Source organism: Bradyrhizobium sp. JHI2711, from assembly GCF_056156565.1.
On the sequence record NZ_JBPZPT010000002.1, the window covers coordinates 1 to 25,712 of the forward strand.

A 25,712-nucleotide genomic window follows, 5' to 3' on the forward strand; every position below is an offset into this window, starting at 1 on the left:
CCGTCTCGGCGGCTGGGACGGCTACCCATCGTCCAAGCCGCCGGGCCCGATCACCTTCAAAAACGGCCTCGAATACTTCCACGCCGTCTCAGCAGGATGGAGCCTCAGAGATATGTGCATGCCCTAGCGCCTTCGCGGGGACGACAGCGGAGTCTATCGCTGCGAGCGCGCGCATCACCGGCTTGTCTTCGCGCCCGCGATAGCGCAGCATCGAACAATCATGAAACGGCAGGGATGACGCATGGCGCGCGCGAAGAACGTTCTCTGGATCATGTGCGACCAGCTTCGCTATGACTATCTCGGCTGCACCGGCCATCCCACGCTGAAGACACCGAACATCGACGCCATGGCCAAGCGCGGCGTGCTGTTCACGAAGGCGTATGTGCAATCGCCGATCTGCGGCCCGTCGCGGATGTCGTTCTACACCGGGCGCTACATGCGCTCGCACGGCTCGCACTGGAACGGCTGGCCGCTGCGCGTCGGGGAGCCCACGCTCGGCGATCACCTCAACAAGATCGGCGTGCGCAACGTGCTGGTCGGCAAGACCCACATGGCGCCTGATATCGAAGGCATGAAGGCGCTCGGCATCCCGCCGGAATCGATGATCGGCGTGCATGTCGCCGAATGCGGCTTCGAGCCTTACGAGCGCGACGACGGCCTGCATCCGACCGGACGGCCACGCCCGAAATACGACGAATATCTGCGAAAGCAGGGTTTTGAAGCCACCAATCCCTGGGAGCACTGGGCCAATTCCGGCGCTGCCGAGGATGGCAGCTTGCAGAACGGCTGGCTGCTGGTGCACGCCGACAAGGCCGCGCGCGTGCCAGAAGAGCATTCCGAGACGCCCTACATGACGCGGCGCGCGATGGACTTCATCAGCGAGGCGGAAACGGACGGCCGCCCCTGGTGTTTGCATCTGTCCTACATCAAGCCGCACTGGCCCTATATCGCGCCGGAGCCCTATGCCAGCATGTATTCGACGGATGACATGATCCCGGTGATCCGCTCGGAGCGCGAACGGCAGAATCCGCATCCGGTGTTCGGCGCCTACATGGACATGCGCTACTCCCGCAACATGGCGCGCGATGATGCACGCGAGAAGGTGATCCCGACCTATATGGGCCTGATCACCCAGATCGACGACCAGATGGGCGTGCTGATGAAGTTTCTGGAGGCGCGCGGCCTGCTCGACACCACCATGATCGTGTTCACCTCCGATCATGGCGATTATCTCGGCGATCACTGGATGGGCGAGAAGGACCTGTTCCACGAGCAGTCGGCGAAGATCCCGCTGATCATCATCGATCCCTCGAAAGAGGCCGATGCGACGCGCGGCACGCGCAGCGATGCGCTGGTTGAGGCGATCGATCTCGCGCCGACTTTCGTGGACTATTTCGGGGGCAAGGTGGCGGGCCATATCCTCGAAGGACGTTCGCTGCTGCCGCTGCTGCGCGGCGAGAAGCCGGGCGACTGGCGCAAGGTCGCATTCTCCGAATACGACTATTCCATGCAGGACGTGCGGCTGAAGCTGAACCAGCCGATCGAGCGCTGCCGCCTGTTCATGGTGTTCGACGGGCGCTGGAAATACATCCACGCCTCCGGCTTCCGCCCGATGCTGTACGACCTCGAAACCGATCCGGACGAATATCTGGATCGCGGCGACGATCCTGATTGCGCCGGCATCATCGCGCGGCTGCAGGCCGAGCTGTTCGACTGGGCGCTGCATCCCAACGATAACATCACCACGCCGCGCGAGAAGATTGCCGCCTATGCGGATAATCAGTTCCAGGTGAAGGTTGGCATCCTGATCGGCATCTGGGACGAGAAAGAGCTCGCGGCGATCAAGGACGGCATCGCCCAGCGCGCGAAGATGTGAGTTGCTCTTCGCGAGCCTGCATCGTCGATACAATCGAACATCCATCCACGCCGTCATTGCGAGCGCAGCGAAGCAATCCAGAGTGTTTCCGCAGAGACAGTCTGGATTGCTTCGTCGCAAGGGCTCCTCGCAATGACGGGAGAGAGACCTCAATTCGTGATCTTGTAGCCCGTCGCCTTCACGATCGGCTGCCACAGCGCGGTGTTCGCGGCGAGCTCCTTGGATAGCGCGTCCGCATTGCTGCCGATCGGAATCAGCCCGATCGCCGTCAACTTCTCCTTCACCTCCGGCTTGGCAAGCGCCGCGCTCGCCGCCGCCCCGAGCTTGCTCGCGAACTCCGGCGGGCTGCCGGCGGGAAGCCACATGCCGTACCAGGCGTCGGCGACGAGATCGATGCCGCTCTCCTTCAATGTCGGAACGTCAGGTGCGAATGGCGAGCGCTCGGCACTCGAGACCGCTATGATCTTCACGCCCTTGGCGCGATGCTGCGGCAGCGCGTCCGCCAGTGTCGTGATCCCGAACGAGATATGACCGCCGACGAGATCGTTGAGGATCGGCGCGCTGCCGCGATAGGGCACCCGGGTCAGGGGAATGCCGAGATCCTTCTCGAGCTTGGAGCCGGTGAAATGCGGAATGGTGCCGTTGCTCGGCACCCCGAACGAGGTCTTGTCCGGATGCGATTTCAGCCACGCTACGAACGCTTTGAAATCGGCAGCATCGATGCCCGGGCCGATCACCAGCGCAAACTCGAAGCGCGCCAGCAGCGACACCGGCATGAAATCCCTGGCCGTGTCGAAGCTCGGCGTCGCCTCCACCATTGGCAGCAGATACATGGTCGGCCCTGTCGTCACCAGCACCATGCTGCCGTCGGGGCTCGCGCCTTTCACCGCCTTGATGCCGATCAGGCCGTCGCCGCCGGTGCGGTTCTCGACCACGACGGTCCGCTGCAGCAGCGGAGCCATCTCCTGCGCGACCAGCCGGCACAGCGTGTCGCCGCCGGCTCCGGCCGCAAACGGGAAGATGATCTTCGTCAGCCCGGCCTGCGCCCGCGCACCACCCGCCTGCGCGAACAGCGGCAGGCCGAGGCATCCGGCCATGAATTTGCGGCGATCCATTCGTTTCCTCTTTCGGCCCGTTTATCGTTGATCGCCATTAGAGCCAGACGGACGGCTGACACAAGGCCGACATGCGTCGTTTACCATCCCGGCTGCCTTGCGCCGGTCACCGTCCTGCTGCAAAAGCAGGGCTCATCGGCGCCGCCTGTCGCTCCGCCGTCATTCGCATCCAGCGCCAGCACACAAGAGACATGGCCAGCCCCGAACTCAGCCAATTCCGCCGCATCGTCGTCAAGGTCGGCTCAGCGCTGCTGGTGGATTCCGACAGGGGCGAGGTGCGTGCGTCCTGGCTGGCTGCACTGGCCGACGACATGGCCAAGCTGCACAAGGAAGGGCGCGACGTCCTCGTGGTGTCCTCCGGCTCGATCGCACTCGGCCGCAGCCGGCTGAAATTGCCGCGCGGCCCGCTGAAGCTGGAAGAGAGCCAGGCCGCGGCCGCCGTCGGTCAGATCGCGCTGGCGCGAATCTGGTCGGAGGTGCTTGGCGCCCACGGTATCGGCGCCGGCCAGATCCTCGTGACGCTGCAGGACACCGAGGAGCGCCGCCGCTATCTCAACGCGCGCTCCACCATCGGCAAGCTGCTGGAATGGCGCGCGATACCCGTGATCAACGAGAACGACACGGTGGCGACCACCGAGATCCGCTACGGCGACAACGATCGCCTCGCCGCGCGCGTCGCGACCATGGCGAGCGCCGACCTGCTGGTGCTGCTCTCAGATATCGACGGGCTCTACGATGCCCCGCCGAAGAACAATCCGAACGCAAAACTCATTCCCGTCGTCGACAGCATCTCCTCGGAGATCGAGGCCGTGGCCGGCGATGCCGAGTCCGAGCTGTCGCGTGGCGGCATGCGCACCAAGGTCGAGGCCGCCAAGATCGCGACGACCGGCGGCACGCATATGCTGATCGCCTCCGGCAAGATCGAGCATCCCTTGCAGGCGATCGCCGATGGCGGCCGCTGCACCTGGTTCCTGACGCCGGCCAATCCCATCACCTCGCGAAAGCGCTGGATCGCAGGCACGCTGGAGCCAAAGGGCACGCTGACCATTGACGCCGGCGCGGTGACCGCGCTACGGGCCGGGGCCAGCCTGCTGCCGGCCGGCGTGAACAAGGTCGAGGGCCAGTTCGCCCGCGGCGATGCCGTGATCGTGCGCGGCCCCGACGGCAGCGAGGTCGGCCGCGGCCTGATCGCCTATGACGCCGATGATGCCGAGCGGATCAAGGGCCGCTCCTCCCCCGACGTGATGACCATCCTCGGCATCAGCGGCCGCGCCGAGATGATCCACCGGGATGATCTGGTGGTGGGCGGGTAAGGACCCCGCCCCGCCCGCCGCCGGGAGACCTGCCATACCTCCCCCGCCCTTCGCAAAAGCGGGATTTCCGTGCTAGGACACCGCCTTAGCAGAAGGTTGAACTCCCATGGCCGCCCCCCTCAAAGCCGTTGATGGCAATGCCGATCTTCAGGCGCTGATGTCCGATCTCGGAACCCGTGCCCGCGCTGCCGCGCGCGTGCTGGCACTGGCGCCGCCGGAGCAGAAGAACCGCGCGCTGGAAGCCATGGAGCGGGCAATCCGCGCCAACTCGGCCGCGATCCTCGCCGCCAATGCGGAGGACGTCGCGGAGGCCCGTGCCGCCGGCAATGCCACCTCCTCCTTCATCGATCGCCTGACGCTGACGCCGGCGCGCATCGAGGGCATGGCCGAAGGCATCGGCATTGTGCGCGGCATCGCCGATCCCATCGGCGTCGTCACCGAGCGCTGGCAGCGGCCGAACGGCATGTCCATCGAGCGCGTGCGCGTGCCGCTCGGCGTCGTCGGCGTGATTTTTGAGAGCCGGCCCAATGTCGCGGCCGATGCCGGCGTGCTGTGCCTGAAGTCGGGCAATGCCGTGATCCTGCGCGGCGGCTCCGACAGTTTCCGCTCGTGCCGCGCCATCCATGAGTGCCTGGTGCAGGGCCTGCGCGAAGCCGGCCTGCCGGAAGCTGCGATCACGCTGGTGCCGACGCGCGACCGCGCAGCGGTGGGCATGATGCTGTCGGGCCTCAACGGCGCCATCGACGTGATCGTGCCGCGCGGGGGCAAGAGCCTCGTCGCGCGGGTCGAGCAGGAGGCGCGCGTGCCTGTCTTCGCGCATCTCGAAGGCGTCAACCACGTCTATATCGATGGCAGCGCCGACCTCGCCATGGCGAAGTCGATCGTGCTCAATGCCAAGATGCGACGCACCGGCGTCTGCGGCGCGGCCGAGACGCTGCTGGTCGATCGTGCCGCCGCTGGCAAGAACCTGAAGCCGCTGGTGGAGATGCTGCTCGATGCCGGCTGCGAGGTGCGCGGTGACGAGGCCGTGCAGAAGGCCGATGCGCGCGTCAAGCCGGCGAGCGAGGAGGATTGGGACACCGAATATCTCGACGCGATCATCGCGGCGAAGGTGGTGGACGGCGTCGACGGCGCGATCGCGCACATCCAGGACCACGGCTCGCATCACACCGATGCCATCGTGAGCGCGGATGAGGCTGCGGCGAGCAAGTTCCTGAGCGAGGTCGATTCCGCGATTGTGCTCCACAACGCCTCGACGCAGTTTGCCGATGGCGGCGAGTTCGGCTTCGGCGCCGAGATCGGCATTGCCACCGGCCGTTTCCACGCCCGCGGCCCGGTTGGCGCCGAGCAATTGACGAGCTTCAAATATCGCGTCCGCGGTACCGGACAGACCCGGCCGTAGACGTCGCGGGGCGCGGGCATTGAGCAACAATCTCGTCGTGCCGCGCTTCGTGGCGCAAGCGGTTCCGCCCTCGACGCCGGGCATGCGCATCGGCCTGCTCGGCGGCTCGTTCAACCCGCCGCATCAGGCGCACCGCGCGATCAGCCGCTTCGCGCTGAAGCGATTGCAGCTCGATCGCGTCTGGTGGCTGGTCACACCAGGCAATCCGCTCAAGGAGAACGGCACGCTGCACGAGCTCGGCGAGCGCATGCAGGCCGCGCGCGAGGTCGCCGATGATCCGCGCATCGAGGTGAGCTGTCTCGAATCCGTCATTCGCACCCGCTATACTATCGACACGATCAACACCTTGCGCCGCCGCTTCCCTGGCTTGCGCTTCGTCTGGATCATGGGCGCCGACAATCTCGCTCAATTCCATCGTTGGCAGGACTGGCGGCGCATCGCCGCCCAGGTGCCGATGGCCGTGATCGATCGCCCCCCGCAGAGTTTTCGCGCGCTCGGCTCGCCCGCGGCCCAGGCGTTATCGCGCTACCGTCTGCCCGAGAACAAGGCCGTCCAGCTTGCGGATCGGCCAGCACCGGCCTGGGTGTTCCTGACCGGATTGAAGCTGAATCTCTCCTCGACCGGCCTACGGAACCCGGACGGGAGCTGGAAAGGTACGAAGTGAGACGAAGTGTGCCGACCTGGTGGGGATTTCGGTCTCTCTGGCATATTGAAACCCTTAACCCCACATGATGTAGTGTAACCAGTGGGCGCCCGGATTCGGCGTTCGCGATACAGTGAAAGGAATGGTCCCTGACCGCATCTGTATTGTCCAAGTCTGTTTTACCCAAGGTTGCCAAGCCTACGCGTAAAACATCGACCAAAGCTGCGGCCTTGAAGGCGCAACCCGACGCCGACAAGACGCTGAGCCTGATCCTCTCCCGCCTCGAGGACATGAAGGCGGAAGAGACGGTCACCATCGACCTGCGCGGCAAATCGGCGTACTCCGACTACATGATCGTCACCACCGGCCGGGTGAACCGGCACGTCGGCGCGATCGCGGAAAACGTCACCAAGAGCCTCAAGGAAAACGGCATCAAAAACATCCATGTCGAGGGCTTGCCCAATTGCGACTGGGTGCTGATCGATTCCGGCGACGTGATCGTGCACGTGTTCAGACCCGAGGTCCGCGAGTTCTACAACCTCGAGCGGTTGTACACGCAGGGCCCAGGGGCGGCGAAGGCGATCTAGGCTCGAAGGCCGATTTCGAATCGGCTGACGCGCATGCTAGCGTCGTGCGCGCGCTTGTTGCGCGCGGTCTCGTCAACGCGACTCAAGAATCATGCGTGTTGCTGTCATTGCGGTGGGCCGGCTGAAGCAGGGCCCCGAACGGGAGCTTGCAGACCGCTATTTCGAGCGGTTCGAGGAGGCCGGCCGCAAGCTTGGATTTCGCGAGCTCGGCATCCACGAAATTCCCGAAAGCCGCGCACGCGATGCGGCGACGCGGATGGCCGAAGAGGCCGCGGCAATCTCGGCGCATATTCCTGACAAGGCGATCCTGGTGGCGCTGGACGAGCGCGGCCAGAATCTCGAGTCCACCGTATTCGCACGGCACTTGGCGCGCTGGCGCGACGAGGGCGCCGGACATACTATCTTCGTGATCGGAGGGGCGGACGGACTTTCGCCCGAATTGCGCCGTAAGGCCAAGCTCGCGATCGCGTTCGGCTCTGCGACTTGGCCGCACCAAATGATCCGCGTCATGCTTCTGGAACAGCTGTATCGGGCCGCCACCATCCTGGCCGGCCATCCCTATCACCGCGCGTGATGCGCGCCACAACGAGCACCTTTGCCGACACGATGCGAGCGCCGCTCCTCAACCTGCTGCTGATCACCGGCCTTGCCGGCGCAAGCCTCTTCGCCGAAGAAAGCCTCGCGCAAGCCCAGACGCAAGGTCAGACAGTTGCGCCGTCGCCGCAGACTGCCGCCGTCTCGCCCGACGCGATCAAGCAGCGCGAGCAGGAGCTGGAGGCCGCGCGCGCGAGGCAACGAAGCGCGGAAGAAGCGCAGGCCAAGCTGAAGGCCGAGATCACCGCGCTCGGCCAGGACCGCACCCAGCTCAATCAGCAGCTGATCGACACCGCCGCCAATGTGCGCGCCGTGGAAGCCAAGATCGACGAGGCCGAAGCGCGGCTGCGAACGCTGAACGGCCGCGAGCAGCAGATGCGCGCTTCGCTGGATTCGCGCCGTGCCGACATCGTCGAGGTGCTGGCGGCCTTGCAGCGCGCCGGCCGGCGCACGCCGCCGGCGCTGCTGGTGCGGCCCGAAGATGCGCTGCAATCCTTGCGCACCGCGATGCTGCTTGGCGCCGTCGTGCCGGAATTGCGCGGCCGCGCCGAGAAGATCGCAAGCGAGCTCGGCGAGCTCGTGGCCTTGCGCAAGACCATAGCCACCGAGCGCGATCAGCTCGCCTCCGACCGCGACAAGGTCAGGAGCGACCAGACCCGGCTCACCGCCCTGATCGAGGAACGGCAGCGTCAGCAGTCCGCGCGGGAAAAAGACCTCGACGCCGAAAGCGCGCGCGCGATCGCGCTGTCAAGACAGGTCGGCGATCTCCAGGGGCTGATCGCCAAGATGGAGCAGGATCTGCAAACCGCCGCCAGGGCGGCCGAGAAGGCTGCCGAGGCCGCAAGGCAGGCCGAGGCCAAGGAGGCCAAATTGGCGGCGGCAAACGCGGCCGCCAGCGCCAAGCAGGGCCCGGGCGCGTTCAAGGACAAGTCCCGCACCACCCCGGCGATCGCCTTCGCTTCGGCCAAGGGCCTCCTGCCGTTTCCGGTTAACGGTAACAAGATCAGGGACTTTGGCGGTTCCGACGGGGTCGGCGGCGTCCAGAAGGGCATTTCGCTGGCGACCAAGCCCGGCGCTCAGGTCACGACGCCGTGTGATGGCTGGGTTGTGTATGCCGGCCCATTCCGCAGCTATGGACAACTCTTGATCCTAAACGCCGGGGGCGGGTATCATGTCCTGATCGCCGGGATGGAGCGCATTTCGGTCAACATCGGCCAGTTTGTGCTCACGGGGGAGCCGGTCGCGACCATGGGGTCGACCTCTCAGGTCGCTTCCATTCTCGCCACCAATGCGAGTCAACCTGTGCTGTATGTCGAGTTCCGTAAAGACGGCACTCCAATCGATCCAGGCCCATGGTGGGCCGCAAATGAAGGCGAGAAGGTTCGCGGATGATGCGCAAGACTTCAGTAATCCTCCTCAGCGCCGCCACCGGTGCGGCGCTGACGCTGTTCGTGACCCAGCCGCGCGCGGTGTTGATGGGCTCCAGCGCGCGAGCCGCCACCGCGGACACCTATCGCCAGCTCAACCTGTTCGGCGATGTGTTCGAGCGCGTGCGCTCCGACTATGTCGAGAAGCCCGATGACACCAAGCTGATCGAGTCCGCCATCAGCGGCATGCTTACCGGCCTCGATCCGCACTCGAGCTACATGGACGCGAAGAGCTTCCGCGACATGCAGGTGCAGACCCGCGGCGAGTTCGGCGGCCTCGGCATCGAGGTCACGATGGAGGACGGCCTGATCAAGGTGGTCTCGCCGATCGACGACACGCCCGCCTCGCGCGCCGGCGTCATGGCCAACGACATCATCACCAATCTCGACGACGAGGCGGTGCAGGGCCTGACCCTGAACCAGGCGGTCGAGAAGATGCGCGGTCCAGTCAACACCAAGATCAAGCTCAAGATCATCCGCAAGGGCCAGGACAACCCGCTCGACGTGACGCTGGTGCGCGACAATATCCGCGTCCGCTCGGTGCGCGCGCGCGTCGAGCAGGACGACATCGGCTATATCCGCATCACCACCTTCAACGAGCAGACCACCGAAGGCCTGAAGCGCGAGATCGGCAACCTCACGAACCAGATCGGCGGCGACAAGCTCAAGGGCTTCATCATCGACCTCCGCAACAATCCGGGCGGCCTGCTCGAGGAAGCGGTCACCGTCTCCGACTCGTTCCTCGAGAAGGGCGAGATCGTCTCGACCCGCGGCCGCAATGCCGAGGAGACCCAGCGCCGCGCCGCGCATACGGGCGACCTGACCAAGGGCAGGCCGGTCATCGTGCTGGTCAATGGCGGCTCGGCCTCGGCGTCGGAAATCGTCGCCGGCGCGCTGCAGGACCACAAGCGCGCGACCATCGTCGGCACGCGCTCGTTCGGCAAGGGCTCGGTGCAGACCATCATTCCGCTCGGCAGCGGCAACGGCGCGCTGCGGCTGACCACCGCGCGCTATTACACGCCGTCGGGCAAGTCGATCCAGGCCAAGGGCATCGTGCCCGATATCGAAGTGCTCCAGGACGTGCCGGACGAGCTGAAGTCGCGCACCGACACCAAGGGCGAGGCTTCGCTGCGCGGCCACCTCAAGAACGACGGCGACGAGAAGACCGGCTCGCAGTCCTACGTCCCGCCGGACGCAAAGGACGACAAGGCGCTCAAGCTCGCCGGCGACCTGCTCCACGGCATCAAGAACAGCGCCTCCGCGGCGCCGACGCCCGGCAACGACAACAAGGCCGCGACCGACAAGGCCAAAGCGGCGAACTAGGTCGGCGTATCACGCGATCCAGCGAAAGGGCGGCTTCCCGAAGCCGCCCTTTTTGCTTGGGAACTGCTGCTGCCTCCGGCCTATCCCGGCCTGCCGCCGCTTGACCTCGGCGTGGTATCGTCGGCTGGAGTGATTCGGGATCGCGCATGACTGAAACGGCCGATGATCTGAGCGCCCCGCTCGGACAGGATAAGCCGCGCCGCAAACGGCGGCTGCGGCTGCCGTTCACGTCTATGCAGCTGCTGGCTGTTCTGCTCGGCCTGTTCCTGGTTACCTTTGCCGGCTTCGCCATCTTCAACAAGGACCCGCTCGGCGGTGAGCCGATGAGCCGGATCGCGATCAACCAGCTCAGGCCGGCCGAGAAGGCCACGGACGACAAGTCTGCCATCGGCCAAGGCCAGGAAACCAAGCACGAGACCAAGGAAACGCCGAAGCAGGCCGCGCCCGGCGAGCAGAAGACCATCACCATGATCGACGGCTCCACCGGCGCCCGCCGCGACGTGGTGATCGGCGGGGGCGATGCCGCCGACAAGGGCGAGGCTGCATCCGCCCCGCCGCCCGTCATGACCGGGATCAATCCAAAGCTGCTGGAGAAATCGCGCTACGGCATGATCCCGGTGGTCGCCGACGGGCTGAGGCCGTTCAACGTCTATGCGGCGGACGCCGACCGCGCCAAGGCCGCCAAGATGCCGGTGGTCGCGATCGTGATCGGCGGCCTCGGCGTCGGCGCCGCCAAGACCCTGGACGCCATCATGAAGCTGCCGCCGGCGGTGACGCTGGCCTTCACGCCCTACGGCTCCGACCCCGGCAAGCTCGCCGAGCGGGCGCGGGCGCAGCGCCACGAGATCTTCCTCCAGATCCCGATGGAGCCCTACGACTTCCCCGACAACGATCCGGGGCCGCAGACGCTGCTGACCTCGCTCAGCCCCGACCAGAACATGGACCGCCTGTACTGGCACCTCAGCCGGATGCAGGGCTATGCCGGCCTCACCAATTTCATGGGCGCCCGCTTCATCGCGACGGAGCCGGCGATGCAGCCGATCATCCGCGAGGCGGCCAAGCGCGGGCTCGGCTTCTTCGACGACGGCTCCTCGCCCCGCAGCATCGCGCCTCAGGCCGCGGCCAACCAGGCCGTGCCGTTCGGCAAGGGCGATATCGCCATCGACGCGGTGCCGACAGCGACCGAGATCGACCGCGCCCTCAACAAGCTGGAATCGGCGGCGCGCGAGCGCGGCATCGCCGTCGGCACGGCCTCCGCCCTGCCCGTCTCGATCGAGCGCATCAGCGCCTGGACCAAGACATTGGGCGACCGAGGTATCCTTTTGGTGCCATTGACAACCGCGATGCTGAAATCAAAATCCAGCTAAATCAACGAATTGGTTCGGCGCGGGTCTCGCGGGGCCGGCATGCCTTCCCAAGAAGCAGGCAAGAGGTCTGGCGGAATGGCGCGTTACGAGGATCTGCCCTACCGGACCTGCGTCGGCGTGATGCTGATCAATCCAAAGGGACTGGTGTTCATCGGCCGCCGCGCCGGCGGCATCGAGCATGTCGACGACACCCATGTCTGGCAGATGCCGCAGGGCGGGGTCGATCCCGGCGAGGACACCTGGGAAGCGGCCAAGCGCGAGCTCTACGAGGAGACCAGCGTGCGCTCGGTCGAGCGGCTCGGCGAGGTCCCGGACTGGCTCACCTATGACATTCCGCGCACCGTTGCCGGGCGCGCCTGGAAGGGCCGCTACCGCGGCCAGCGCCAGAAATGGTATGCGGTGCGCTTCACCGGCAAGGACAGCGAGATCAACGTCGAGCATCCCGGCGGCGGCCACAAGGCGGAATTCGTGAGCTGGCGCTGGGAGTCGATGAAGAATCTCCCTGAGTTGATCATCCCGTTCAAGCGCCCAGTCTATGAGCGCGTGGTGCAGGAATTTTCTGCGCTGGCGGAGGGGTGATCAGATCACCTGTCGCGGCTCGCTCGGTCGTCATCCCCGCGAAGGCGGGGATCCATACTCCCAGGCAGAAGCTGTGCGAAGGATCGCAGCCACGGCCTTTCAACCCATTGTGGCCTGTGGTTATGGATTCTCAGGTGCGCAATTGCGCACCAGAGCTCGCGCTTCGCGCGCCCCGGAATGACGAGAGAAGGTTACGCGTGACGACCCACAAACCCTACCGCCCGAACGTCGGCATCGCGCTGTTCAACGCCGACGGCCGCGTGCTGATCGGCCATCGCTTCAAGGGTGACGGACCCGAGATCATCCTGCCGGGGCTCGACTGGCAGATGCCGCAGGGCGGCGTCGACGAGGGCGAGAACCTGCGTGATGCGGCGATGCGCGAGCTGTGGGAGGAGACCAACGTCGTCAGTGCCGACTATCTCGGCGAGACCGACTGGTTCACCTATGAATTCCCGCCTTACGACGGACCGCAGACGCACCGGCTGGCGAAATTTCGCGGCCAGCGTCAGAAATGGTTCGCGCTGCGCTTCACCGGCACGGACGACGAGATCGATCCGCTGACGCCGCGCAACGGCCAGCCCGCCGAGTTCGACGCCTGGCGCTGGGAGCGCCTCGGCCGTGTCGCCGACCTCGTGGTGCCGTTCCGCCGCGAGGTCTACCGCGCGGTGGCACAGGAGTTTGCGCACCTCGCCGACTGAACTCTCGAAAACAACCCCATGCACAGTAGCGAAGTGTCTGACGCGCCGCGATAAAATAGGCGACAGCGCCAACGATAGCGCAATAAAGTTTCAGCGCCCGCCACGACCGTGACGAGCGCTGAAACTGTTCAGGAATTTGGAGATCGAGCCCCGGAGCGGTGCCCCGGGGCTTAGTGCATAGCCGTGGCGTTGAGCTGATGCTGGATGCTCTTGAAGTGGTCGAGCCGCTCGATGGCCTGATCGAGCTCGGTGCCTTCGTGCTCCTTCAAGTTCTCTTCCATCTCCGCGATCGTCTCGGCGAACTGGACACGGTCGAGCTCGTCCAGCGAGGTCGCGACGTCGGCGAGCACGGTGAGGCCCTTTTCGGAGACTTCGGCAAGGCCGCCGAGCACGATGATCTTCTCGTGGCGGCCGCCGGTGGTGACGGTGAGAATGCCGGGCCGGATCGCAGCCACGACCGGCGCATGCCCCGCCAGCACGCCGAAATCACCCTCGGCGCCGGGGATGTCGACCTGATCGACCTCACCCGAGAAGGCGAGCTTTTCCGGAGAGACGAGATCGAAATGGAAGGTGGCCATGGGAAACCTTGCGAATGGTGAGTAGCGAATGGCGAGTGGCGAAGAGAGCAGCGCGTCTATTCGCTACTCCCTATTCGCCATTCGCACCTTAGGCCGCTTCCGCCGCCAGCTTCTTGCCCTTTTCGACAGCCTCTTCGATGGTGCCGACCATGTAGAAGGCAGCTTCCGGCAGGTGGTCGTACTTGCCTTCGACCAGGCCCTTGAAGCCCTTGATGGTGTCGGCGAGATCCACGAACTTGCCCGGCGAACCCGTGAAGATTTCGGCGACGTGGAACGGCTGCGACAGGAAGCGCTCGATCTTGCGGGCGCGGGCCACCGTCAGCTTGTCCTCTTCCGAAAGCTCGTCCATGCCGAGAATGGCGATGATGTCCTGGAGCGACTTGTAGCGCTGCAGCACCTGCTGGACCTGACGGGCGACGGTGTAGTGCTCCTCGCCGACGACCAGCGGCGAGAGCATGCGCGAGGTCGAGTCGAGCGGGTCCACCGCCGGATAGATGCCCTTTTCCGAGATCGCGCGCGACAGCACCGTGGTGGCGTCCAAGTGCGCGAACGAGGTCGCGGGCGCCGGGTCGGTCAAGTCGTCGGCCGGCACGTAGATGGCCTGCACCGAGGTGATCGAGCCCTTTTGCGTGGTGGTGATGCGCTCCTGCAGCGCGCCCATGTCGGTCGCGAGCGTCGGCTGATAACCCACCGCCGAAGGAATACGGCCGAGCAGCGCCGACACTTCCGAACCCGCTTGCGTGAAGCGGAAGATGTTGTCGACGAAGAACAGCACGTCCTGGCCCTGGTCGCGGAAGTGCTCGGCGACGGTCAGACCGGTCAGGCCGACGCGGGCGCGGGCGCCCGGCGGCTCGTTCATCTGACCGAACACCAGCGCGCACTTCGACTTCACGCTCGGATCCGGATTGTGCGGGTCGGCGTTGACCTTGGACTCGATGAACTCGTGATAGAGGTCGTTGCCCTCGCGGGTGCGTTCGCCGACGCCGGCGAACACGGAGTAACCGCCGTGCGCCTTCGCGACGTTGTTGATCAGCTCCTGAATCAGCACGGTCTTGCCGACGCCGGCGCCGCCGAACAGGCCGATCTTGCCGCCCTTCGCATACGGAGCGAGCAGATCGACGACCTTGATGCCGGTGACGAGAATTTCGGCTTCAGTCGACTGGTCGGTGTAGGTCGGCGCTTCCTGGTGGATGGCGCGGGTGCCTTCCGACTTGATCGGGCCGGCCTCGTCGATCGGCTCGCCGATGACGTTCATGATGCGGCCCAGCGTACCGTCCCCCACGGGAACCGAGATCGGCTGACCGGTGTCGGTCACTTCCTGGCCGCGCACCAGACCTTCGGTGGCGTCCATCGCGATGGTGCGGACGGTCGACTCGCCGAGATGCTGCGCGACTTCCAGCACCAGGCGGTTGTTGCCGTTCTTGGTTTCGAGCGAGTTGAGAATGGCCGGCAGGTGGCCTTCGAACTGCACGTCGACGACGGCGCCCATGACCTGGGTAACGCGACCGATCTGTGTGGCTGCTGTAGCCATTTACTGTCTCCTTCGATCCGAATTTCGTGTCCGGTCAGACTGCTTCTGCGCCGGAGATGATTTCGATGAGTTCCTTGGTGATCTGAGCCTGACGCGTGCGGTTGTAGACCAGCGTCTGCTTGCGGATCATTTCCCCGGCGTTGCGGGTGGCGTTGTCCATCGCCGACATCTGCGCACCGTAGAACGATGCGTTGTTCTCGAGCAGGGCGCGGAAGATCTGCACCGCGAGGTTGCGCGGCAACAGGCGCGTGAGGATCTCGTCCTCCTCCGGCTCATATTCGTACGACGTCGTGTTGGCGGCACCGCCCTCCTCGATGACCAGCGGGATGACCTGCTGGGCGGTGGGGACCTGTGCAATCACCGACTTGAATTGCGAATAGAACAGCGTGCAGACGTCGAATTCGCCGTTGTCGAAGCGCGCCAGAACCTTCTTGGCGATCTCCTCGGCGTTGACGAAGCCGAGCTGGCGGACGCTGCGCAGGTCCATGTGCTCGACGATCTGCTTGTCGAACTGGCGGCGGAGCTGCTCGTAACCCTTGCGGCCGACGCAGAAGAATTTCACCTCCTTGCCCTGCGCAGCGAGCGCCAGAGCGCGCTCGCGGGCGAGACGCACGATCGAGGAGTTGAAGGCGCCGGACAGGCCGCGCTCGCCGGTGCAGACCAGCAGCAGATGAACCTGGTCCCGGCCGGTGCCGGCCAGCAGCACCGGTGCGCCGGGCGAGCCGACCGCGGCGCTGGCGATGTTGGAGATCACCGCGCTCATCTTGTCAGCATAGGGACGCGCCGCTTCCGCGGCGGTCTGCGCGCGGCGCAGCTTGGAGGCCGCGACCATCTGCATGGCCTTGGTGATCTTTTGCGTCGCCTTGGTGGAGGCGATGCGGACGCGCATGTCTTTAAGTGACGCCATTCTTCGTCCCCAGCGATCAGCCTGCGGCTCGACCGCGACCCTATCCTTTCGTCATGCCCGGGCGTGTCCCGGGCATCCACGTTCTCCGTCTTCCACGCACAAGACGTGGATGGCCGGGACTTCAGTTGCGAAGACGCGCTTCGCGCTTTGGCCCCGCCATGACGGCCTTCTTACGAGAAAGACTTCGCGAAGCCCTCGACCACCGACTTCAGCTTGGCAGCGGTATCGTCGGAGAGATCGCGGCTGTCGCGAATCGCGTTGAGGATGTCGGCGTGCTTGCCGCGCAGCAGCGAGAGCAGGCCGTCCTCGAACGCGCGCACCTTGTTGAGCGGGAGCGGATCGAGATAGCCGTTGGTGCCGGCCCAGATCACGCAGACCTGCTCTTCCATCTTCAGCGGCGAGAACTGCGGCTGCTTGAGCAGCTCGGTGAGGCGCGAGCCGCGGTTGAGCAGGCGCTGGGTCGAGGCGTCGAGGTCGGAGCCGAACTGCGCGAACGCCGCCATTTCGCGGTACTGCGCGAGCTCGCCCTTGATCTTGCCGGCGACCTTCTTGGTGGCCTTGGTCTGCGCCGACGAACCGACGCGCGACACCGACAGACCGACGTTCACGGCAGGACGGATGCCCTGGAAGAACAGGTCGGTTTCCAGGAAGATCTGGCCGTCGGTGATCGAGATGACGTTGGTCGGGATGTAGGCCGACACGTCGTTGGCCTGGGTTTCGATGACAGGCAGCGCCGTCAGCGAGCCCGAGCCCATGTCCTTGTTCAGTTTCGCCGCGCGCTCGAGCAGGCGGGAGTGCAGATAGAACACGTCGCCGGGATAGGCTTCTCGGCCCGGCGGGCGGCGCAGCAGCAGCGACATCTGACGGTAGGCGACGGCCTGCTTGGACAGATCGTCATAGATGATGACCGCGTGCATGCCGTTGTCGCGGAAGTACTCGCCCATGGTGCAGCCGGTAAAGGGCGCGATGTACTGCATCGGCGCCGGATCGGAGGCGGTGGCGGCGACGACGATCGAGTATTCGAGCGCGCCCTGCTCTTCCAGCACCTTCACGAACTGGGCGACGGTCGAACGCTTCTGGCCGACCGCGACGTAGACGCAGTACAGCTTGATGTTCTCGTCCGGCTGCGCGTTGAGCGGCTTCTGGTTCAGGATGGTGTCGAGCGCGATCGCGGTCTTACCGGTCTGGCGGTCGCCGATGATCAGCTCGCGCTGGCCGCGGCCGATCGGGATCAGGGCGTCGATGGCCTTGAGGCCGGTTGCCATCGGCTCGTTCACCGATTTGCGCGGAATGATGCCGGGCGCCTTGACGTCGACGCGCATGCGCTTCTCAGCCTGGATCGGGCCCTTGCCGTCGATGGGATTGCCGAGCGCGTCGACGACGCGGCCAAGCAGGCCCTTGCCGACCGGCGCGTCCACGATGGCGCGGGTGCGCTTGACGGTCTGGCCTTCCTTGATCTCGCGGTCGGCACCGAAAATAACGACACCGACGTTGTCGGTTTCGAGGTTCAGCGCCATGCCGCGGGTGCCGTTCTCGAACTCGACCATTTCACCGGCCTGGACGTTGTCCAGACCGTAGACGCGGGCGATACCGTCGCCGACGGACAGCACCTGTCCGACTTCGGAGACTTCAGCTTCCTGGCCGAAATTCTTGATCTGGTCCTTGAGGATCGCGGAAATTTCCGCGGCGCGGATGTCCATCAGCCTGCCTCTTTCATCGCGTGCTTGATCGAATTGAGTTTGGTGCGAAGCGAACCATCCACCATGCGGCTGCCCAGCTTGACGACGAGGCCACCGATGATCGAGGGATCGACTTTCACGTTCAGCGCGACGTCCTTGCCGGTCACCGACTTCAGGGCAACCTTGAGGGCATCGAGATTCTTTTCAGAGAGCGCCTCCGCCACCGTGACGTCGGCCGTCGTCTCGCCCTTGAACCGGGCCACGAGGGCGCGGTAGGCGCGGCTGACGTCGGCCACCGCGAACAGGCGGCGGTTGGCGGTCAGCACTTTCAGAAAGTTGGCGGTGATGCCGGCGATGCCCGCCTTGTCCAGCACGGCCGAAAGGGCCTTGGACTGGGTGTCGGCGGCGAACACCGGGCTGCGGACGAGGCGCTTGAGATCAGCGCTTTCGTTCAGCAAGGCATCGAATTTATCAAGATCGGCTTTGACCTCGTCGACCACCTTCTGGTCGCGGGCCAACTCGAACAAGGCCGTTGCATAACGGCCGGACACACCTGAAACGGACGTATCTTCTGCAGCCACAGACGCGCTCTTTTTGCTGTCAAACTCGCAAGGGAAAAACCGTCGCCACGAAGCGGCGCCTAGCGATCCAAGCCCTTGGAATTCAAGCGGGACTTCGATTTTCGACCAGCACGGGAGGTGCCGGGCTCGTTAAAATCGCGGCTTTGCTAACATAGCAGGTGCGCAGGTGCAACATGACGCCAAACTAAAGGCATGAGGTTCTGTCGCCAGTTCGTCGCAGCCCCGCAACACATTTGCGCGCGGGAGGGGCGGCCGAGGCGGTGACCTGCCACGTCACGGAAAGCAGCGCCGGCCCCGGCCGCGACACCTCCATTGGTTCCTGCCTCCAGCGCATAGCGGCCATGAACACGGATCGCTGAGGCGTGAATCCGTTCCCACCGGTTCCACCCGCCGAATACTTATCGAATTCTAAACGCTAGGGGCGATGACTTCGCTTTACAGTATTCGCAAGTAATATAGAGGTTAATAAATCGTTAAAGGCGAAGATTACCGGAGATCGGATGAATATCTCGCGACGGTAACAAGATATTTCATGACGACACATACCGGATTTACTGCCCAATTCACGCCTCATTGGGAATCGAAACGCCAAATCGCTCACAAACTGATGGGGGCTCCACTTGCCACACATGTGGCAATACTAGCTTAGGGACCATTAAATGCTGTCTTTGAAGACGCTGGGCTTTGCGACCCGGCCGCGTACGGCGATTGCTTTCGTCGCCGCAACTCTCCTCGTCGGTGGAACTGCCACCGAAGCTTCCGCCAAATCCCGGCATCACCGGCATCACCACCGCCACCACGCCCAGACCGAGGCCAACGCGACCTCCGATTGGCGCAATGCCAATGCGTCGATGACGCCGACCTCCGGCACGGGCCGCAGCTTCTCCGGCATCGCGTCCTTTTACGGCAATGAGTCCGGCAGCAAGACCGCCTCGGGCCAGCGCTTCAACCAGAACGCCATGACCGCGGCGCACCGTTCGCTGCCCTTCGGCACCAAGCTGCGCGTCACCCATGGCAGCCAGAGCGTCATCGTCACCATCAACGACCGCGGCCCGTTCATTCGCGGGCGTGTGCTCGACCTCTCCACGGGTGCCGCCCGCGCCATTGGCCTCACCAGCCGCGGCGTCGGCCGCGTCACCGCGGAAGTCGTCTCCTAAGGCGCGATCCGCGCCTGATCGAGCGCGCAGTTTTCATCAGTTTGCTGCGCACGTGAAACAAGCCCGCGGTCTTGGGGGACCGCGGGCTTTTTTTGTTTTGTAATTCCGGGGCGCGCGGAGCGCGAACCCGGAATCGATTCATCCACAAACTCTGCCGCCCGATGGATTCCGGGCTCGCGCTACGCGCGCCCCGGAATGACAGCGGAGGGTATGGCTGCGGTGGCCCTACAAAAAGCTCTGCGGATCGACGTCGACTTCCAGCTTCAGATTGCCTGTCGGCTTCGGGCAGACCGCGAGCCAGTTGCGCAAGTAGTCCGACAGGTCGAAACCGCGCGCCGATTTCACCAGGATGCGGAAGCGGTAGCGGCCCTTGATGACGGCGAGCGGCGCTTCGGCGGGGCCGAGCACGACGACGCGCTCGTCGCGCGGCGCGAGCGCGACGAGCTTGCGGCCGAAGCCTTCGGCGCCCGGGCGATCGCCGGCAGAGATGATGAGGCTGGCGAGCCGGCCGAACGGCGGATAGAGCGTCTTTTCGCGCAGCTCGATCTCGCTGTCGTAGAAGGCCTCGCGGTCGCAGGCGATCAGCGCCCGCATCACGGGATGGTCGGGCTGATGGGTCTGGAGATAGCCGACGCCGCGGCCCTGCTCGCGGCCGGCGCGGCCGATTACCTGATTGAGCAATTGCCAGGTGCGCTCCGCCGCGCGCGGATCGCCGTTGGAAAGGCCGAGATCGGCATCGACCACGCCGACCAGATTGAGCCGCGGGAAGTTGTGGCCCTTGGCCACGAGCTGCGTGCCGATGATGATGTCGACGCGGCCCTCCGCGATCTCGGCGAGCTCGCTTCGCATGGTCTCGATCGAGGTGATGAGATCGCTCGACAGCACCATGGTGCGGGCTTGCGGGAACAGCGCGGCCGCCTCCTCCTGCAGGCGCTCCACGCCGGGTCCGACCGCGACCAGCGATTCCTCGGCCGAACAGTTCGGGCAGATGTGCGGGCGCGGCATCGAGAAGCCGCAATGGTGACAGACCAGGCGCTGGCGAAAGCGATGATCGACCAGCCAAGCATCGCAGATGGTGCAGGCGAAGCGATGGCCGCAGGCACGGCACAGCGTCAGCGGCGCATAGCCGCGGCGATTGAGGAAGAGCAGCGCCTGCTCGCGCCGCTCGATCGCGGTTCTGATCTCGCCGGCAAGCCGCGGCGAGATGAAGCGGCCGCGCGCGGGCGGCTCGCGGCGCAAATCGATGGCCTCGATATGCGGCATGTGCTGGCCGCCGAAGCGCGAGGGCAGCGCGATGCGCTGATAGCGGTTCTTGCGCGCATTGACCTCGGATTCCACCGACGGCGTCGCCGAGGCCAGAACGACCGGAATTTTCGCGATGTGCCCGCGCACCACCGCCATGTCGCGGGCGTGGTAATGCACGCCGTCGTCCTGCTTGTAGGCCTGGTCGTGCTCTTCATCGACGACGATGAGGCCGAGCTTGGCGTAAGGCAGGAACAGCGCCGAGCGCGCGCCGACCACGACCGGCGCCGAACCTTCGGAGATCGCGGCCCAATTGCGCGCGCGAGTGCGCGGGGTGAGCTCGGAATGCCATTCGATCGGCCGGACGCCGAAGCGCTGCGCGAAGCGATCGAGGAACTGGCCGGTCAGCGCGATCTCCGGCATCAGGATCAGCGCCTGCTTGCCGCGGCGGATCACCTCGGCGACCGCTTCGAAATAGACCTCGGTCTTGCCCGAGCCGGTGACGCCGTCGAGCAGCGCGACATGGAAGGTGCCATTGGCCGCGAGCGCGCGCATCGCATCCACACCGGCACGCTGCAGCAGCGAAAAATCCGGCCGGCCGAATTCCGGATCGGGCGCCGGCGGCGGAGGCGGCGGCGGCATCGGCTCCACCGTGAGCGTGCCTTCATCGACGAGACCGTCGATCACGCCTGCGGAGACGCCGGCTTCCTTGGCCGTCTCGGACTTGCCGTGCAGCAGCCGGTCCGACAGCAGAGCGATGACACGCTGACGCGCCGGCGTCAGGCGCTTCGGCGGATCGCCGGTCAGGCGCACGCCGGCGCGCACCCGCTCCGGGCCGAGATTTTCGCCCATGCGCAGGCACATGCGCAGCACCATGCCGCGCGGGCTCAGCGTGTAATTGGCGACCCAGTCCACCACGGATCGCAGCTCCGGCTTGAGCGGCGGGATGTCGAGCTTTTCGCTGACCTCCTTGAGGCGGTTATGCAGGCGCGGATCGGGATTGGCGTTCTCGCCCCAGACCACGGCCAGCACCTCGCGCGGACCGAGCGGCACACTGATGAGATCGCCCGCCTTCAGCTCCATGCCGCGCGGCACCTTGTAGGAATAGGTCTGGTCGAGCGCGACCGGCACCAGCACGTCGACCATGCGGGTGGCGGGGGCGGTGGTGTTGCGCGGCGATTGGTCCATGAGCTTTGGAATCGGAACCTTGAGGCCTTGAGGCTAGCGCCGCGCGGCGGCCTTAGCGAACGATAAACGAGTGTGATGCGATATACTGTGCGGAATCACCACGTCCAGAGCGCATGAGCAAAGCCGTCGCCCCACACATCGAGCTCGCCAGCGCCGATCCCTCGATCGCGCAGGAGATGGCGCGCTGGCTGGCGCATCTCGGCGCCGAGCGGCGGCTGTCGCCGAAGACGCTGGAGGCCTATGGCCGCGATCTGCGGCAATGCCTGGATTTCCTCTGTGCCCATTGGGGCGAGCGGGTGACGCTGGAGCGGTTTGCAGCGCTGGAAGCCACCGACGTGCGCGCGTTCATGGCGATGCGCCGGGCAGATGACATCGCCGGCCGCTCGCTGATGCGCGCGCTGGCGGGCCTGCGCTCGTTCGGACGTTTTCTGGAGCGCGAGGGCAAGGGCAAGGTCGGCGCATTGTCGGCGATCCGCGCGCCGAAGGTCGCCAAGAGCCTGCCGAAGCCGCTGCCGATGGCATCGGCCAAACGTCTTGCCGACGCCGACGAGCGCGCCGGCGAGGAGCGCGAGACCTGGATCCTGGCGCGCGATGCCGCGGTGATGGCGCTGCTCTATGGCTCGGGCCTGCGCATCTCCGAGGCGCTGGGTCTCAAGCGCCGCGAGGTGCCGAAGCCCGGCGAAGGCGACGTGCTGGTCGTGACAGGCAAAGGCAACAAGACCCGCATGGTGCCGGTGCTGCAGAACGTGCTCGCGCTGGTGCAGGAATACGTCGCGATGTGCCCCTATCCGCTGCCGGCGGAAGGACCGATCTTCGTCGGCGCGCGCGGCGGCCCCTTGAGCCCGCGCATCATCCAGCTCGCGATGGAGCGGCTGCGCGGCGCGCTCGGGCTGCCCGACAGCGCCACGCCGCACGCGCTGCGGCATTCCTTCGCCACGCATCTGCTCTCGCGCGGCGGCGATCTGCGCGCCATCCAGGAATTGCTCGGCCATTCCTCGCTCTCGACGACGCAGGTCTATACCGGCATCGATTCCGAGCGGCTGCTCGAGGTGTATGCCAGCGCCCATCCGCGGCGCTGACACACTCTCGTCATAGCTCGCGTGCCTCTTGCACAGCGCCCACGGTTCGGTCAAATCGTGGGAACCGGCACAGGAGGGACATTATATGGGCGCACATGAAAGCATGGAGCATGCCGAGCACGCCGAACACGCGTCCGGCTCGAACAAGAAGATCGCTCTTCTGATCGCCGTGCTGGCGCTGTTCCTGGCGATCTCGGAGACGCTCGGCAAGGGTGCCCAGACCGAATCGATCAGCAAGAACGTCGAGGCCGCCAATCTCTGGGCATTCTTCCAGGCCAAGAGCATCCGCCGCACCGTGGTGGTGACCGCGGCGGAACAGGGCAAGCTGACACTGGCCGCCGCGGCCGAGGCGCAGAAGCCCGCCGTGCAGAAGCAGATCGACGACTGGACCAAGACCGCGCAGCGCTACCGCTCCGAGCCCGAGACCGGCGAAGGCACCGAGCAGCTTGCGGACAAGGCCAAGCACGCCGAGCACGCCCGCGACGAGGCGACCGCGAAGTACCACCATTTCGAGCTGGCCTCGGCCGCCTTCCAGATCGGCATCGTGCTGGCGTCCGCCACCATCATCACCGGCATGATCGCGCTCGCCTATGTCGGCGGCGCGCTGACGATCGCCGGCCTGTTCATGACCGCGCTCGGCCTGTGGTGGCCACATCTGCTGCATTTGCATTGAGGTGTTGAGGCCGGGTTCTCACCGCGTCATTGCGAGGAGCCCTTGCGACGAAGCAATCCAGACTGCCTCCGGGGAAAGATACTGGATTGCTTCGCTGCGCTCGCAATGACGGAGGATAGAGCGGGGACGCCTGTCCCGGATTGCGCTGCGCTCCATCCGGGCTACGGACGGTCCTTGTGGTGGCGAAGATCACCGCGCCTGATGCACGCTCTTCCTGAAGCGCTGGATCATACGCAGCGTGCGGTAGGACCAGCCCTCGCCGTTGCCGGCGATCAGCTCGCGGATGCGGCGCTTGATCGGGTCGACCAGCTCGGCGGCCTTGGCGCGCACCCTCAGCACCAGGGCGTAGATCCGCTCGAACCAGCGCATCTCCAGAAGCTTGGCGCGCGTGACGTCGAACACGAAGGCGGTGACGCCGACGCCGACAAGCTTTCCGAACACGATCGTGAAGAACGCGCCGGTCCAGTATTCATGCGCGAGCAGCCACAGCCCGACCAGCTTGAGCGGAAACAGCGGGACGACGGGCACCGCAAACACGAGCAGCGTCATGGCCGGCGAGAGCGCATCGACGCGCTCCGTCAGCCAATGCTTGAAGCGCGCCAGCGGGATGGCTGCGACGATCCTGGCGACGATCGGCTCGAGATGATCCCACAGCCAGGCTTCGATCAGGAAGACGATCGCAAGCAGGACCCAGACCGGTTGAAGAAGGCGGCGCAGCATGTGTTCCCCGCCCGGTTCGGCGCTGGGCGCGTCGTTACATATGGATGGCTCGCTTGCCGACCGCAAGCGCGGCTTCCTTGACGGCCTCCGAGCGCGTCGGATGGGCGTGGCAGGTGCGCGCGAGATCTTCCGCACTGCCGCCGAATTCCATGAGAACACACGCTTCATGGATCATTTCGCCGGCTTCGCGGCCGATAATGTGCACGCCGAGCACGCGATCGGTCTTCGCATCCGCGAGAATCTTCACAAAGCCGTCGGTGGTCTGGTTGACCTTGGAGCGGCCGTTGGCGGTGAACGGAAACTTTCCGACCGTGTAAGCCACGCCCGCCTGCTTGAGTTCCTCCTCGGTCTTGCCGACGGAGGACACTTCCGGCGTGGTATACACGACGCCGGGGATCACATCGTAATTCACGTGGCCGGCTTGGCCTGCGATGATCTCGGCGACCGCGACGCCCTCGTCCTCGGCCTTGTGCGCGAGCATGGGGCCTGCGACGACATCGCCGATGGCATAGACGCCCTTCAGGCTGGTGGCGAAATGCGAATCGATCTGCACCCGGCCGCGCGCGTCCAGCGCGACACCGGCTTCCTTGAGGCCGAGACCGTCGGTGTAGGGCACGCGGCCGATGCAGACGAGCACGACGTCGGCTTCGATGGTCTCGGCGGCACCGCCGGAAGCCGGTTCGATTTTCGCAAGCAATGCCTTGCTGTTCATCTCGACGCCGGTCACCTTCGAGCCCAGCTTGAATGCAAATCCCTGCTTTTCAAGGATGCGCTGGAATTGCTTGGCGATCTCGCCATCCATGCCGGGCAGGATGCGATCGAGGAATTCGACCACCATGACTTCGGCTCCGAGCCGGCGCCACACCGAGCCGAGTTCGAGCCCGATCACGCCGGCGCCAATGACCAGCAATCGGCCTGGCACCTTGTCCAGCGCCAGCGCGCCGGTCGAGGACACGATGCGCTTCTCATCGATCTCGATGCCCTTGAGGCGCGCGATGTCCGAGCCGGTGGCGATCACGATGTTCTTGGTCTCGACCACCTGCGACTTGCCGTCGGCGGAGACCTCGACCTTGCCGGTGCCGAGGATCTTGCCGGTGCCCTTGAGCACGTCGATCTTGTTCTTCTTCATCAGGAACTCGACGCCCTTGACGTTGCCGTCGATGCCCTGCTGCTTGAAGTTCATCATCGCGGGCAGATCGAGCTTCGGCGCGGAAACGCTGACGCCCATCTTGGCGAAGGAATGGCCGGCTTCCTCGAACATTTCGGAGGCGTGCAGCAGCGCCTTCGACGGCATGCAGCCGACATTGAGGCAGGTGCCGCCGAGGGTCGCGTTCTTTTCGACCACGGCGACCTTCATGCCGAGCTGGCTCGCGCGTACCGCGCAGACATAACCGCCCGGTCCGGTGCCGATGACGACGAGATCGTAGGTAGCCATGAGAGAAAGTCCCGTAAG

23 protein-coding genes are annotated in these 25,712 nt (G+C 65.3%); 14 read left to right on the plus strand and 9 right to left on the minus strand.

What is annotated here, in order from left to right:
- The first annotated feature begins 241 nt into the window (after positions 1–241).
- Complete coding sequence (locus ACTEK7_RS12530; protein ID WP_225148800.1) at positions 242–1,876, plus strand: alkaline phosphatase family protein; 1,635 nt, start codon at positions 242–244, stop codon at positions 1,874–1,876.
- A 149-nt stretch (positions 1,877–2,025) separates the two neighbouring features.
- On the opposite strand, the gene ACTEK7_RS12535 is transcribed toward ACTEK7_RS12530, so the two are convergent.
- Positions 2,026–2,991, minus strand: coding sequence for a Bug family tripartite tricarboxylate transporter substrate binding protein (locus tag ACTEK7_RS12535; protein WP_225148799.1), 966 nt, complete (start codon positions 2,989–2,991; stop codon positions 2,026–2,028).
- Between the two features lie 191 nt (positions 2,992–3,182).
- Here ACTEK7_RS12535 and proB point away from each other — a divergent pair, with 191 nt between their 5' ends.
- From proB to ACTEK7_RS12585, 10 genes are all read left to right on the plus strand, one after another.
- Positions 3,183–4,304, plus strand: a complete 1,122-nt coding sequence (gene proB, locus ACTEK7_RS12540; RefSeq protein WP_036008728.1) for a glutamate 5-kinase — start codon at positions 3,183–3,185, stop codon at positions 4,302–4,304.
- A 106-nt stretch (positions 4,305–4,410) separates the two neighbouring features.
- Complete coding sequence (locus tag ACTEK7_RS12545) at positions 4,411–5,706, plus strand: glutamate-5-semialdehyde dehydrogenase (protein WP_225148668.1); 1,296 nt, start codon at positions 4,411–4,413, stop codon at positions 5,704–5,706.
- A 19-nt stretch (positions 5,707–5,725) separates the two neighbouring features.
- Entirely contained in the window at positions 5,726–6,370 is a 645-nt protein-coding gene (locus tag ACTEK7_RS12550; RefSeq protein WP_036024650.1) for a nicotinate-nucleotide adenylyltransferase, read from the plus strand.
- Positions 6,371–6,579: 209 nt separating this feature from the next.
- Complete coding sequence (rsfS, locus tag ACTEK7_RS12555; protein ID WP_024338888.1) at positions 6,580–6,936, plus strand: ribosome silencing factor; 357 nt, start codon at positions 6,580–6,582, stop codon at positions 6,934–6,936.
- A 91-nt stretch (positions 6,937–7,027) separates the two neighbouring features.
- Entirely contained in the window at positions 7,028–7,510 is a 483-nt protein-coding gene (rlmH, locus tag ACTEK7_RS12560) for a 23S rRNA (pseudouridine(1915)-N(3))-methyltransferase RlmH (RefSeq protein WP_057026550.1), read from the plus strand.
- Between the two features lie 32 nt (positions 7,511–7,542).
- Complete coding sequence (locus ACTEK7_RS12565; RefSeq protein ID WP_036008738.1) at positions 7,543–8,922, plus strand: murein hydrolase activator EnvC family protein; 1,380 nt, start codon at positions 7,543–7,545, stop codon at positions 8,920–8,922.
- A complete protein-coding gene (locus ACTEK7_RS12570) occupies positions 8,919–10,280 on the plus strand; it encodes a S41 family peptidase (RefSeq protein WP_225148669.1) in 1,362 nt (453 codons plus the stop codon). Before ACTEK7_RS12565 ends, ACTEK7_RS12570 begins: the two co-directional genes overlap by 4 nt.
- Before the next feature lie 146 nt (positions 10,281–10,426).
- Positions 10,427–11,647 carry a divergent polysaccharide deacetylase family protein gene (locus tag ACTEK7_RS12575; RefSeq protein WP_128265204.1) on the plus strand — a complete coding sequence of 407 codons (1,221 nt, stop codon included), beginning with the start codon at positions 10,427–10,429 and terminating at the stop codon, positions 11,645–11,647.
- A 75-nt stretch (positions 11,648–11,722) separates the two neighbouring features.
- A complete protein-coding gene (locus tag ACTEK7_RS12580; protein ID WP_225148670.1) occupies positions 11,723–12,226 on the plus strand; it encodes an RNA pyrophosphohydrolase in 504 nt (167 codons plus the stop codon).
- Positions 12,227–12,423: 197 nt separating this feature from the next.
- Positions 12,424–12,924, plus strand: coding sequence for an RNA pyrophosphohydrolase (locus ACTEK7_RS12585; RefSeq protein ID WP_036024643.1), 501 nt, complete (start codon positions 12,424–12,426; stop codon positions 12,922–12,924).
- A gap of 170 nt (positions 12,925–13,094) precedes the next feature.
- Here the strand turns inward: ACTEK7_RS12585 and ACTEK7_RS12590 are convergent, their stop codons facing one another.
- The 5 genes from ACTEK7_RS12590 to ACTEK7_RS12610 all read right to left on the minus strand — a co-directional run bounded on the left by ACTEK7_RS12590 (position 13,095) and on the right by ACTEK7_RS12610 (position 18,200).
- Entirely contained in the window at positions 13,095–13,502 is a 408-nt protein-coding gene (locus tag ACTEK7_RS12590; protein ID WP_036008748.1) for a F0F1 ATP synthase subunit epsilon, read from the minus strand.
- A gap of 88 nt (positions 13,503–13,590) precedes the next feature.
- Positions 13,591–15,033: a F0F1 ATP synthase subunit beta gene (gene atpD, locus ACTEK7_RS12595; RefSeq protein ID WP_036008750.1), complete on the minus strand. Its 1,443-nt coding sequence runs from the start codon at positions 15,031–15,033 to the stop codon at positions 13,591–13,593.
- Between the two features lie 34 nt (positions 15,034–15,067).
- Positions 15,068–15,940, minus strand: a complete 873-nt coding sequence (locus ACTEK7_RS12600) for a F0F1 ATP synthase subunit gamma (protein ID WP_057026553.1) — start codon at positions 15,938–15,940, stop codon at positions 15,068–15,070.
- 170 nt (positions 15,941–16,110) lie between these two features.
- A complete protein-coding gene (atpA, locus tag ACTEK7_RS12605) occupies positions 16,111–17,640 on the minus strand; it encodes a F0F1 ATP synthase subunit alpha (protein ID WP_036008755.1) in 1,530 nt (509 codons plus the stop codon).
- The gene (locus ACTEK7_RS12610; RefSeq protein ID WP_225148671.1) at positions 17,640–18,200 is read right to left on the minus strand and encodes a F0F1 ATP synthase subunit delta; all 561 of its coding nucleotides are present in this window, start codon (positions 18,198–18,200) and stop codon (positions 17,640–17,642) included. Before ACTEK7_RS12610 ends, atpA begins: the two co-directional genes overlap by 1 nt.
- A gap of 659 nt (positions 18,201–18,859) precedes the next feature.
- Here ACTEK7_RS12610 and ACTEK7_RS12615 point away from each other — a divergent pair.
- Entirely contained in the window at positions 18,860–19,357 is a 498-nt protein-coding gene (locus tag ACTEK7_RS12615; protein WP_225145392.1) for a septal ring lytic transglycosylase RlpA family protein, read from the plus strand.
- A 225-nt stretch (positions 19,358–19,582) separates the two neighbouring features.
- On the opposite strand, the gene ACTEK7_RS12620 is transcribed toward ACTEK7_RS12615, so the two are convergent.
- Positions 19,583–21,787 (minus strand): primosomal protein N', encoded by a 2,205-nt coding sequence (locus ACTEK7_RS12620; protein ID WP_225148672.1) that lies wholly within the window; start codon positions 21,785–21,787, stop codon positions 19,583–19,585.
- A 113-nt stretch (positions 21,788–21,900) separates the two neighbouring features.
- Here ACTEK7_RS12620 and ACTEK7_RS12625 point away from each other — a divergent pair, with 113 nt between their 5' ends.
- Entirely contained in the window at positions 21,901–22,866 is a 966-nt protein-coding gene (locus tag ACTEK7_RS12625) for a tyrosine recombinase XerC (RefSeq protein ID WP_225148673.1), read from the plus strand.
- 85 nt (positions 22,867–22,951) lie between these two features.
- The gene (locus ACTEK7_RS12630; protein ID WP_036008765.1) at positions 22,952–23,539 is read left to right on the plus strand and encodes a DUF4337 domain-containing protein; all 588 of its coding nucleotides are present in this window, start codon (positions 22,952–22,954) and stop codon (positions 23,537–23,539) included.
- 189 nt (positions 23,540–23,728) lie between these two features.
- Here ACTEK7_RS12630 and ACTEK7_RS12635 read toward each other — a convergent pair whose 3' ends face one another.
- Positions 23,729–24,259: a hypothetical protein gene (locus ACTEK7_RS12635; RefSeq protein WP_109141820.1), complete on the minus strand. Its 531-nt coding sequence runs from the start codon at positions 24,257–24,259 to the stop codon at positions 23,729–23,731.
- Positions 24,260–24,293: 34 nt separating this feature from the next.
- Positions 24,294–25,694, minus strand: coding sequence for a dihydrolipoyl dehydrogenase (gene lpdA / locus ACTEK7_RS12640; protein WP_225148674.1), 1,401 nt, complete (start codon positions 25,692–25,694; stop codon positions 24,294–24,296).
- Positions 25,695–25,712: the final 18 nt, after the last annotated feature.

Coding starts and splice junctions, on each gene's coding strand:
- ACTEK7_RS12530 (WP_225148800.1), top strand. CDS start 242: ATGGCGCGCGCGAAGAACGTTCTCTGGATCATGTGCGACCAGCTTCGC.
- ACTEK7_RS12535 (WP_225148799.1), bottom strand. CDS start 2,991: ATGGATCGCCGCAAATTCATGGCCGGATGCCTCGGCCTGCCGCTGTTC.
- proB (WP_036008728.1), top strand. CDS start 3,183: ATGGCCAGCCCCGAACTCAGCCAATTCCGCCGCATCGTCGTCAAGGTC.
- ACTEK7_RS12545 (WP_225148668.1), top strand. CDS start 4,411: ATGGCCGCCCCCCTCAAAGCCGTTGATGGCAATGCCGATCTTCAGGCG.
- rlmH (WP_057026550.1), top strand. CDS start 7,028: ATGCGTGTTGCTGTCATTGCGGTGGGCCGGCTGAAGCAGGGCCCCGAA.
- ACTEK7_RS12565 (WP_036008738.1), top strand. CDS start 7,543: ATGCGAGCGCCGCTCCTCAACCTGCTGCTGATCACCGGCCTTGCCGGC.
- ACTEK7_RS12570 (WP_225148669.1), top strand. CDS start 8,919: ATGATGCGCAAGACTTCAGTAATCCTCCTCAGCGCCGCCACCGGTGCG.
- ACTEK7_RS12575 (WP_128265204.1), top strand. CDS start 10,427: ATGACTGAAACGGCCGATGATCTGAGCGCCCCGCTCGGACAGGATAAG.
- ACTEK7_RS12580 (WP_225148670.1), top strand. CDS start 11,723: ATGGCGCGTTACGAGGATCTGCCCTACCGGACCTGCGTCGGCGTGATG.
- ACTEK7_RS12590 (WP_036008748.1), bottom strand. CDS start 13,502: ATGGCCACCTTCCATTTCGATCTCGTCTCTCCGGAAAAGCTCGCCTTC.
- atpD (WP_036008750.1), bottom strand. CDS start 15,033: ATGGCTACAGCAGCCACACAGATCGGTCGCGTTACCCAGGTCATGGGC.
- ACTEK7_RS12600 (WP_057026553.1), bottom strand. CDS start 15,940: ATGGCGTCACTTAAAGACATGCGCGTCCGCATCGCCTCCACCAAGGCG.
- atpA (WP_036008755.1), bottom strand. CDS start 17,640: ATGGACATCCGCGCCGCGGAAATTTCCGCGATCCTCAAGGACCAGATC.
- ACTEK7_RS12615 (WP_225145392.1), top strand. CDS start 18,860: ATGCTGTCTTTGAAGACGCTGGGCTTTGCGACCCGGCCGCGTACGGCG.
- ACTEK7_RS12620 (WP_225148672.1), bottom strand. CDS start 21,787: ATGGACCAATCGCCGCGCAACACCACCGCCCCCGCCACCCGCATGGTC.
- ACTEK7_RS12625 (WP_225148673.1), top strand. CDS start 21,901: ATGAGCAAAGCCGTCGCCCCACACATCGAGCTCGCCAGCGCCGATCCC.
- ACTEK7_RS12630 (WP_036008765.1), top strand. CDS start 22,952: ATGGGCGCACATGAAAGCATGGAGCATGCCGAGCACGCCGAACACGCG.
- ACTEK7_RS12635 (WP_109141820.1), bottom strand. CDS start 24,259: ATGCTGCGCCGCCTTCTTCAACCGGTCTGGGTCCTGCTTGCGATCGTC.
- lpdA (WP_225148674.1), bottom strand. CDS start 25,694: ATGGCTACCTACGATCTCGTCGTCATCGGCACCGGACCGGGCGGTTAT.